Source organism: Rhodoferax sp., assembly GCF_039922535.1.
Classification (GTDB): domain Bacteria; phylum Pseudomonadota; class Gammaproteobacteria; order Burkholderiales; family Burkholderiaceae_C; genus Rhodoferax_B.
Window position 1 is genome coordinate 1 of sequence record NZ_JBDTEM010000204.1, and the last position, 6,170, is coordinate 6,170.

The 6,170-nt window shown below is 62.7% G+C and carries 7 protein-coding genes and 1 pseudogene; 2 read left to right on the top strand and 6 right to left on the bottom strand.

Annotation, left to right across the window (positions count from 1 at the left end):
• Positions 1–56: 56 nt before the first annotated feature.
• Both ABI213_RS09645 and ABI213_RS09650 read right to left on the bottom strand, forming a co-directional pair.
• Positions 57–422, bottom strand: coding sequence for a ribbon-helix-helix domain-containing protein (locus tag ABI213_RS09645; protein ID WP_348006944.1), 366 nt, complete (start codon positions 420–422; stop codon positions 57–59).
• 63 nt (positions 423–485) lie between these two features.
• Positions 486–1,067, bottom strand: a complete 582-nt coding sequence (locus tag ABI213_RS09650; RefSeq protein WP_348006945.1) for a DJ-1/PfpI family protein — start codon at positions 1,065–1,067, stop codon at positions 486–488.
• Between the two features lie 360 nt (positions 1,068–1,427).
• Here ABI213_RS09650 and ABI213_RS09655 point away from each other — a divergent pair, with 360 nt between their 5' ends.
• Both ABI213_RS09655 and ABI213_RS09660 read left to right on the top strand, forming a co-directional pair.
• Complete coding sequence (locus ABI213_RS09655; protein WP_348026876.1) at positions 1,428–1,949, top strand: hypothetical protein; 522 nt, start codon at positions 1,428–1,430, stop codon at positions 1,947–1,949.
• Between the two features lie 89 nt (positions 1,950–2,038).
• Positions 2,039–2,695: a hypothetical protein gene (locus tag ABI213_RS09660; RefSeq protein WP_348006947.1), complete on the top strand. Its 657-nt coding sequence runs from the start codon at positions 2,039–2,041 to the stop codon at positions 2,693–2,695.
• Positions 2,696–2,748: 53 nt separating this feature from the next.
• Here ABI213_RS09660 and ABI213_RS09665 read toward each other — a convergent pair whose 3' ends face one another.
• The 4 genes and pseudogenes from ABI213_RS09665 to ABI213_RS09680 all read right to left on the bottom strand — a co-directional run.
• Positions 2,749–3,993: a cytochrome P450 gene (locus ABI213_RS09665; RefSeq protein WP_348006948.1), complete on the bottom strand. Its 1,245-nt coding sequence runs from the start codon at positions 3,991–3,993 to the stop codon at positions 2,749–2,751.
• Positions 3,990–4,685, bottom strand: a complete 696-nt coding sequence (bioD, locus tag ABI213_RS09670) for a dethiobiotin synthase (RefSeq protein ID WP_348026878.1) — start codon at positions 4,683–4,685, stop codon at positions 3,990–3,992. Before bioD ends, ABI213_RS09665 begins: the two co-directional genes overlap by 4 nt.
• Positions 4,678–5,886 (bottom strand): 8-amino-7-oxononanoate synthase, encoded by a 1,209-nt coding sequence (bioF, locus tag ABI213_RS09675; protein WP_348006950.1) that lies wholly within the window; start codon positions 5,884–5,886, stop codon positions 4,678–4,680. The genes bioD and bioF overlap by 8 nt, the downstream gene beginning before the upstream one ends.
• Positions 5,852–6,170: pseudogene (locus tag ABI213_RS09680) on the bottom strand (adenosylmethionine--8-amino-7-oxononanoate aminotransferase BioA); the annotation flags it as partial. The gene bioF and the pseudogene ABI213_RS09680, both read right to left, overlap by 35 nt.

The following is a 6,170-nucleotide window of genomic DNA, read 5'->3' on the forward strand; positions in this document are numbered from 1 at the left end:
GGGTGGGGACGGGGTTAGTGAAAACCCCGTATTAGAACGCAGCGCCCTCTACCGGTTTACGCTGCCCGTGCCAGCAGGCTGCGGTGCCCTTCGGTGGCCAGCACCTGCTGGGCGTTCAGGCTGCGGATGGAGATGCTGGCATCTTGCGGAATGCCGCCGGACAGCTGCAGCGCCATGTAGCGGCCACAGCAGACCCGCAGAAAAGACGCAAAGTTGTCCACTGCGCCGCGCGAGGCCACCAGCTCGTCGTACAGCTTGGCGCAGAGCTGGGGCACGCCCATGCTGTCGCGTTGGGCGATCTCGGCCAGCACCTGCCAAAACAGGTTCTCTAGCTTGATGCTGGTTGCCACGCCGTGCAGCCGCACCGAGCGGGCGCGGCTGTCGTACAGGGTGGGGTCGGCGCTGATGAATACTTGGCACATGGCTATTTCCGGTGGGGACCAAGCCGCATCATCCATTGGTGCGCCACCCGTGTCAAAGGCTGATTAAAGGCTGATTTTTGTGCCCAGCAGCGTCAAAAACTGCGCAATCCAGGCCGGGTGGGCGGGCCAGGCGGGGGCGCTGACCAGGTTGCCCTCGGTGATGGCCGCGTCGATGGCGATCTCGGCATAGGTGCCGCCCGCAATCTCCACTTCCATGCGGCAGGCCGGGTAGGCCGAGCAGGTGCGGCCCTTGAGCACACCGGCCCCGGCCAGCAACTGCGCACCGTGGCACACGGCGGCTACGGGCTTGTTGGCCTCAAAAAAATGCTTCACCGCTGACACCACCGCCGGGTAGGTGCGCAGGTACTCGGGGCCCCGGCCACCGGGAATCACCAGCGCGTCGTAACTGCTGACATCCAGACCGGCGAAGGTGGCGTTCAGGGTGAAGTTGTGGCCCGGCTTTTCGCTGTAGGTCTGCGCGCCTTCGAAGTCGTGGATGGCGGTTTTGATGTGGTCCCCGGCCTTTTTGTCGGGGCAGACCGCGTGCACCGTGTGGCCCACCGCCAGCAGCGCCTGGAACGGCACCATGGTCTCGTAGTCCTCGCAGTAGTCGCCGCAAATCATCAGGATTTTTTTCGCTGCCATGGTGTGTCTCCTCAAGGGTGGTTGGGGGTTAATTGTTGGGCTGTGGAGGCGGGGGTGGGTGTTAGCGGGTTACTACATGGGACGGAGTGTGAAGGGGATTGGCCTGCAGTTAATCTGCAAGGATGCCTCCACCGACATCGATCCATCATCATTTCTGAGAAAGGTAAGTCATTCGATGACTAGCATGCCGATCCGAATGCTGCGGCGTTTATAGAATATTTTTATGCCTGTATATTTACCCAGATACGTTACCGAAAAGCCAACGTACTAGCCAGTTCCAGGAAGTTCGCATGACCGACATAGAACTCAGCCACTTTTTCATCCCGCAGGTTTTGCGGTCTACATTACTTAGGGCTCACGATGGACAAGAGCGAGCATTGCAAGGAGGTCTACGCCCATCACGGGCTAGCCATGTACCGGGCGCAGTGCGTCGAGCAATCCATCGTTCAGCTGCTTATCTACTTCGACTTCTTCGCGAAGAAGGTTCCGCTTTTCAAGTCCGTAGAGCAGTGGAAGCAAGACTTCGATAACTTCGATCAAGTTATGTCAGCGAAGACCATGGGTCAACTCGTGAAGAAGCTAGTTGACCTAGGCGCTGTCGATCCGACTATTGAGACTTTGCTCCGAGAAGGCCTGAAAGCACGTAATTACTTAGCTCACAGGTTCTTTGTAGATCACGCGCTGAACTTCCTGAGCGAGGAGGGCAGGAACAAGATGATTGTGGAGGCGGAAGAAAATTGCAAGCTCTTCAACGAAATCGAAGAGATGCTGAACCCGATCACACACGCCCTGAGCGAGAAATACGGCATCACGCAGGAACAGCTGAAGGAAATCGAGCAGATGCTGTTTAAGAAGGCTGGTGGTGATCTTGATCCGCCTTAACAGGTCTTTCAACACGGACACGCAGTGGCATTGCGCCGCAATGCCTCTGCGTGTCCGGAAACTCCAACGTTAGGCACCATAAAACACTCATGACACAACCTACTCAGAGCCAAGCAGTCGAGTTGCTCCTCTTAGAACTTGAGGCGGATGTGGAGCGCATGCGGAAAATTCTGAGTGAGGTTGTTACTCCAACCGGAAGTACGATGTTCCCGCTCGACTTTCTTGCATTCGCAGCCGCCAAGCGCCATGCTAGTACAACAAGTGCCTTCGTCGCCATGGTGAGATCGTGGAACATGGTTATCGCTCGTGCGCTTCTCCGAATGCACATCGATACCTCGCTCCGCTTCTCGGCAGCCTGGCATGTGGCAAAGCCTCACGCTTTTGCTTTGAGCGTTCTCAAAGGCGAGCGAATCGACAAGATGAAGAGCCGGACGGGCGCGCGACTGACGGATGCGTATTTAGTCCAATTGCACAAAGAAAAGCACCCTTGGTTGCCCGCTGTGTATGAGCATCTATCTGGATATGTACACTTTTCAGGTGCTCACATCTCGGATGCAATTCAGTCGGTTGGTAACGAAGAGGACCGCACGGTCGAGTTCCTAGTCTCGGACCAAGATCTAAAGTTTCCAGAGTTCAGTTGGACTGAAATCTTGGAATGCTTTCGCGAAGCAACATCTATCCTAGGAACATTTCTGCAAGGTTGGGGGGCGACCAAGAAGTTGTCCGATGAGCAACTTGAGGCGTAGCGCGGTGGCGCCTAATCAGTCGCTCAAACTGCCTCGCATTGGCAAGCCGCCGATTACGGCTCAGCTTCAACGTAACGTAGCCCCGCTCTCACCGGCAACCCAACCAGCCCCCGATAAGCCGGGTTATCCACCCATTGCACCGCCTTGTCGGCCAATCGCAAGCTCGGAAACCGCTGCAACACCAGCCGGAAAGTAATCTCCGCCTCCACCCGCGTCAGCATCGCGCCGATGCACACATGGGCGCCGGAGCCAAAAGAGATAGACCCCCCATCCCGCCCCTCCACATCCAGCCGATCCGGCTCCGCATGCCGTGCCGGGTCGCGGTTGGCCGAGCCAATCAACGGCACGACCAAGTCCCCCCGGCGCAGCGTCTGCCCATGCAGTTCCACATCAGCCGCCACGCGCCGTCCCGTGTATTGCACCGGGCTGTCAAACCGCAGCAGCTCGCGCACGGCGCTGGGGATGAGGGCGGGGTTTTGCTGCAGGCGCTGCCACTGGTCGGGGTGGCTCAGCAGTGCGTACAGGCCGTTGCCCAGCAGGTTGCGGGTGGTTTCATGCCCGGCAAACAGCAGCATGGCGCACTGGGCCAGCAGCTCGGCGTGGTTGAGCAACGCGCCATCGGCTTCGGCCTGCAGCAGGCGGCTGACCAGGTCGTCACCCGGGTTTTTGCGCCGCTCGGACAGCAACTGTTCGAAATAGCGGCCCATGGCCAGCAGGCTGGCCTGGGCGCGGCGGGCTTGCTGGTGGGTGGCCAGCGGCGCGCCGATAAACACGGCCAGATCGTCGGACCAGACGGCGAAGTCGGCGTTGGCGGCCTCTTCAATGCCCATCATCTTGGCGATGACGCGGGTGGGCAGTTGGCGGGCGACGGCTTGCATGAAGTCGAAGCTGGGCTGTCCATCGACGGCGTCCAGCAGCTCGGTCACGGTCTGCGCGATGAACGGCTCTAGGGCCAGGATCTGCGCGGGTTTGAAACCCGCGTTCAGCACCTTGCGGATGCGGGTGTGGTCGGGTGCGTCGAGGAACAGCATGGCGCGGGCAAACAGCTGCTGAAAACCGGCCAGCTCGCCCTTGGTTTCCTCACGGTCGGTCACCCAGCCCCCCGTGCGCTGGGCGGAAAAGCGCGGGTCGCGCAGCACCTGCTCCACGTCGGCATGGCGGGTCAGCAGCCAGGCCCCGCCGAAGAATTCGGTGCTCCAGTGCAACGGCCCGGCCTCGCGCAGGGCCTGGTAGGCCGGGTACGGGTTGGCCAGAAAAGCAGCATCGACGAAGGGCGCAATGGCGGTAGCGGCGTTCATGCGGAAAAAATCTTGTGCAGGGCCATGGGGTCCAGACAGGCTGCCGCTGCATCTGGGCTGGCATCGGCCAGGCGCGGCACCACGCCCAGGCAGGGTGCCTGGTGGCGGCGCTGGAATTCATGGCGCAGGGTGTCGATATTGGCTTGCAGGTGGGGCATGTGCGGGTCGATGGTGTTGGCGACCCAGCCCGCCAGCGGCAGGCCGCGCGCGCGGATGGCCTCTGCCGTGAGCAAGGCGTGGCTGATGCAGCCCAGGCGCAGGCCGACCACCAGAATGACGGGGTAGCCCAGCGCCACTGCCAGATCGGCGGTGTCCGCATCCGGCCCCAGCGGCACGCAGAACCCGCCCACGCCTTCGACCACCAGCACGTCGGCGCGGGCGGCCAGCGCCTGGGCTTTTTGTACCAGCAGGGCCATATTGATGGTTTGCCCTTCTAGCGCCGCAGCGATGTGCGGGGCGCAGGCGGCCTGGAATTGCAGCGGGCCGACTTCCGCGTCGGTCAAGGCCAGCGAACCTGCTGCCCGCAGCATCTGCACGTCTTCGTTCACGCCCGCCGCGTCCAGCCCGGCGGCCACGGGCTTGAAGCCCGCGCTGCGCCAGCCTTGCTGGGCGCACCAGTGCAGCAGGGCGGCGCTGACGCGGGTTTTGCCAACTTCGGTGTCGGTGCCCGTAATGAAAACGCTTTTAGCCATTCTGCAAATCCTGGGCGGCGATGCTGAGCGCGTCCACCAGCCGCTGCACGTCCTGCGCGGTGTGCGCGGCGCTGAGGGTGATGCGCAGCCGCGCCGTGCCTACGGGCACGGTGGGCGGGCGGATGGCGGGCACCCACAGGCCTTGGGCGTTCAAGGCTGCAGACAGGGCCAGCGCGGCGGCGTTGTCGCCCACGATCAGCGGCTGGATGGCGGTAGCGGAATCGGCCAAGCTCCAACCCAGTCCTGCGTGGGCGGCTATCAATTCTGCTAACTGGCCGCGCAACTGGGCGATCAGCGTGTGCAAGTGGGCGCGGCGGTGTTCGCCTTCTTGGCCGGCCATCAGCAGCAAGCTGGCGCTGAGCGCGTGGGCGATGGCGGGCGGGGCGGCGGTGGTGTAGATGTAGGGCCGGGCGGTTTGCACCAGCCATTCGATGAGGGTGGGGTGCGCGGCCACAAACGCGCCGCCCACGCCTGCGGCCTTGCCCAGCGTGCCCATGTAAATTAAGCGCTCGCTGCGCAGGCCGAAGTGCGCCAGGCTGCCCCGGCCCTGGGTGCCCAAGACCCCGAAGCCGTGCGCGTCGTCTACCACCAGCCAGGCATCGTATTTTTCGGCCAAGGCCAGCATCGCGGGCAGGTCGGCCAGGTCGCCGTCCATGCTGAATACGGCATCGGTGAGGATCAGCTTGATGGGTGTGTCGCACTGTGACAGCTGGCGCTCCAGCACCACCAGGTTGCGGTGGGCGTAGCGGTGCAGCGGGGCTTTGGACATGAGCGCGCCGTCGACCAGCGAGGCGTGGTTTAGCTTGTCTGCAAAAATCGTAGCACCCTGCGCAGACAGTGCCTGCACCAAAGCCATATTTGCCATAAATCCGGTACAGAAGTACAGGGCCCGCGCGCCGGGGATGCAGGGGGCCATCCAGGCGGCCAGTTCATCCTCCAGCGTGGCGTGGGCCAGCGAGTGGCCGCTGACCAAATGCGAGGCACCGCTGCCCGCACCAAAGCGGCGTGCGCCCTCGGCCAGGGCCTCGACCAGCACGGGGTGGTTGGCCAGGCCCAGGTAGTCGTTGCTGCAAAACGCCAGCAGGTCGCGGCCATCCACCCTTTGCTGCGGCGCGCAGGGCGAGTCCGCTGTGCGGCGGGTCCGCGTCAGGGCCTGGTCGGCGCGTTCACGCAGTTGGCGGTTCAGGTGGTCTATCAGCATCGGTGGGGGCTTGGTTCAAAACGTCGTCCAGCGTGGCCATGACCTGGCGGGCCAGCCAGGGCGACAGGGTGTCGTCCAGCAGGTAGGGTGGCAGCAGGTAGACGGTGCGGCCAATCGGGCGTATCAGCAGTTCGCGCGCCCGGCCTGCGAGGTGGAAGCGCTCGGCAAAGCGCGGTCCGGCCAGCGATTCGCGCACATCGAAGGCCCAAATCATGCCGATATGGCGGAAGTTTTCTACCCGTGGGTCGGATTGCAGCGGGGCCAGCGCGGCGCTGAGGGTGGCG